The sequence below is a fragment of the Mycobacterium sp. genome, from assembly GCF_049802695.1.
GTDB lineage: Bacteria > Actinomycetota > Actinomycetes > Mycobacteriales > Mycobacteriaceae > Mycobacterium.
This window is the reverse complement of record NZ_JBARMY010000270.1, coordinates 1-3,099: the sequence shown is the minus strand read 5'-3', so window position 1 is coordinate 3,099 and position 3,099 is coordinate 1. Positions and strand designations below refer to the sequence as shown.

Below are 3,099 nucleotides of genomic sequence, written 5' to 3'. Positions count from 1 at the left end.
GCGTAGGCGTTGGCCACCGCGGGGAAGACCGCGAGATCGTGGGTCAGCGCCGGAAGACTCCGATCCTGGATTGCCAGAAACGAATCCAGGTCGCTGAGCATCTGCCCGATCTTGTGGCCACGGCCGTTGACCGCCGACGCGATGGCACCGAGGGTCTCGTTGAGCTTGGCGGGATCGACCTTGGACAGCACCGAGGTCAGTTCCTGGAACACCGTGTTGATTTCCACGGTGACGTGTTTGCCGTCGAGAACCTGCCCGGCCTGCAATCGCTGTGGCGAGGGATCGGCGGGTGGTACCAGCTCGACGGATTTGGCGCCGAACACCGTTGTCGACGTGATGTCGACGAGCACATTGGCGGGAATGAGGCGTATCTGGGAGGGATCCAGCGCGAGGTGCAGGGCCGCTTGACCATTCGGCCGCGACTCGATCGAGGCGACCTTACCCACCTGCACGCCGCGCATCTTGACTTTGGCGTCGGGGTTCATCACCAGGCCGGCACGCGGCGACACTATTGTGACTGGAACGGCGTCGGTGAAACTGCCCCGGAACAAGCCCACAGCCACGGCCACAATCGCGGCAGCGACGACGACGGTCGCCAAACCCACCAGTGCGCGTCTCCCCCTGTGTGGCATCGGCTGGTCCCCTACCCCGACAGGTTGGAGTTTCCGTGGGAGCCCTGAGCAACGCGTCCGCTAGATGCAGTGGACGTGACCGGGGGTTGCAGCGGCATCCGCGCTCCCTGCTGGTGGATTGGTGATCCGCTCACTGCGTGCTAGCCATCTTCAAGATCGCGCTTGAGGTGAGTGGCATGGCGCTCCTCGGTCTTTTATTTGGATAACGTAATGTGAGGCACAGTAGAGCATAATGCTGTCTCAGCGATAGGCAGCGGTTTCCGCATTCTCGGCCGGGTGTAGTTTCTCTCACCGCGGCGACCGGATTGTTTTGCTCGTGACTCAAACCAGTGCGACAACACGACCCCCCACGCCGGGTGCACCGAGCCGCAGTCCGCTGCGCAGGGTCTGGCGCCACAAACGTGAGCAAATAGGGCCACGGCAGGGGGTCCACACCGTCTGACCCCGGTCTCCTTGGGCTCAGACCTGTCACGCCGCTGCCCAGTCAGCTGATATCCAGAATGCGGTCGCGCGCTTCCTACGGAGGCATGTGCCCGCATCGCGTGCGGAATTGCTGGTCTCTTATTTAGAGACTCTTCCTCTACTAGAGGTGATATCAGACTTCAAAGCAGGCCGACGTATCAACGACGTCGCCCGCCGGTTCCGCGCCGCTAAGGAGGCGCTCGAACGTGTCGAGATTGAAGGCGGCCGCCCCGGCGTTGCCCTACGAAGCCCACCTGGTGCACGCCGCCGGCCACCAGTAGTGGATGACGGAAGAGCTCAGCACTTCACCAGCAGGGGCAGCCGCTCGTGGCGTCGCACCAGAAGGCTGTCGAGCCATCGTGGGGCGCGGTCAGGGTCAAGCGCGAACGATCGGGTTCGTTCCAGCAAAGCAGTGATGACGATCCGGGCTTCCATCCGCGCGAGAGCGGCCCCGACACAGTAATGGATCCCGTGGCCGAAGGCCAGATGATGGCGAGGCGACCCGCGCGTGAGATCGACTGCGTCAGGTTTATCGAACTCGGCAGGATCGCGGTTCCCCGCACCGAAGAGCAACAACGCTGTGGAACCAGCGGCGATGTCGACACCTCCCAGCGCCGTATCGCGAGGCACATAGCGCATCATCTGCCGGAACGGCGACTCAACGCGCAGCGCCTCCTCCACGAACACCTGGACGTCCCCGGGGTGCTTCCGCAGCCACTGCTGGAGGTCAGTGTCCTCGGCGAGCAGACGGACCGCGTTGCCGAGCAAGCTTGTCGTCGACTCCCCGCCAGCGCTGAGCAAGGTGTGCAAGATGGTGGTGGCCTCAGCCATTCCCAATGTGCCGGCATCGACTGCCAACCGCACCGCCAACAGGATCCCCGGCTCGTCGTCGCGGCCGGCGCCCGCAATCTGGTTCCGTATCCAGGCCTGAATGATCTCGGTCCGGCCGACTAGGGCGTCGAGCTGGTCCAGCGACATCGTGCCACCGACAAGTGAAGTCGAGTCAAACGCTGCTTCCAGCAGCTGCACTGGGTCAGCGTCGCGGAAACCGATCAGCTTGGCGACTACGGTGATCGGCACGAGGTTGCCGATCACAGCCATGAACTCGAACGCGTCGTCTCGCAGGGCCTGCTCGACGGTTGTCGCCGCTAGCGCGCAGATGTCCTGTTCCAGTGTGTGAATTCGGCGTGCTACCAGTTCCGGGAAGACGGCGCGCCGATGGATCGTATGTAGCGGAGGGTCTGCAGCTGCCAGAGTCGGGGTGACGGCCCCGGCGAAGTCGAGCCGGGCCGGCAGTCCGTCGGGGTCGCGGTACAGCAAGCACGGCATCTCCGAGGAGAAGTCGGTAGGGCGTGCCACGGCCTCGGACAGCAACGAAAACGTGCTGATGGCAACCACTTTCGCGTCAGGGACTCTCCAGACAGGTGCGTGTTGCCGCAATGCCACGTAGAACTCGTAGGGATCTTCGAGAACGATCGGGTCCAGCAGCATCGAGGCCGTCAGAGTGGTCATCTGCGCCCACCACGAAGCCGATACGGCCTCATCGAGCCATCGTGGACGGGGGACTCAGCCTTCGTCGCATCACCCACGGAACCACCACCTTTCGACGTGCACATGCGGTCCTTCGAAGACCCATCACCGGGGCCCATAGTCGTTGCTATCGCGGTTTCTCAATCCGATGCCCGTCCAGCAGTCCGGTCAACCCGCTCGGCTGATGGGGTCCGATGGCGATCTGCTCGACGACACCGACGCCGCGGCGGTCACCCATCGTCGCGGTAACAAGGTTTTGGACATGGATTGACGCGAAGTCGGTGGGATCGAAGTCGTCCAGCCGGATCGACTCGCGCCCGGTCTCAAGCGGACCGTGCAGGCTTCCGTGACCCCAGTGTGGGTGCCAGTAACCGATGCCGCGCATCCGGAAGGTGAATTTCTTCTCGACCTCGATCAGGACTTCGCCCTCGTCGGGGTCATCGAACCACAGTCGCGCGCGTTTGATTTCACGGCG

The 3,099-nt window shown here is 63.4% G+C and carries 2 protein-coding genes and 1 pseudogene; all 3 read right to left on the bottom strand.

Annotation, left to right across the window (positions count from 1 at the left end; all coding sequences use genetic code 11):
* Positions 1-632, bottom strand: a 632-nt coding sequence (locus tag WA317_RS11035) for an MCE family protein (RefSeq protein ID WP_425173063.1), incomplete at its 3' end; no start/stop codon positions are given.
* 759 nt (positions 633-1,391) lie between these two features.
* Complete coding sequence (locus WA317_RS11030) at positions 1,392-2,606, bottom strand: cytochrome P450 (RefSeq protein WP_425173062.1); 1,215 nt, start codon at positions 2,604-2,606, stop codon at positions 1,392-1,394.
* A 145-nt stretch (positions 2,607-2,751) separates the two neighbouring features.
* A pseudogene (locus WA317_RS11025) lies at positions 2,752-3,099 on the bottom strand (hypothetical protein); the annotation flags it as partial.

What these genes read in the sequence shown, in the direction of transcription:
- WA317_RS11030 (WP_425173062.1), bottom strand. Translation starts at nt 2,606, where the DNA reads ATGACCACTCTGACGGCCTCGATGCTGCTGGACCCGATCGTTCTCGAA.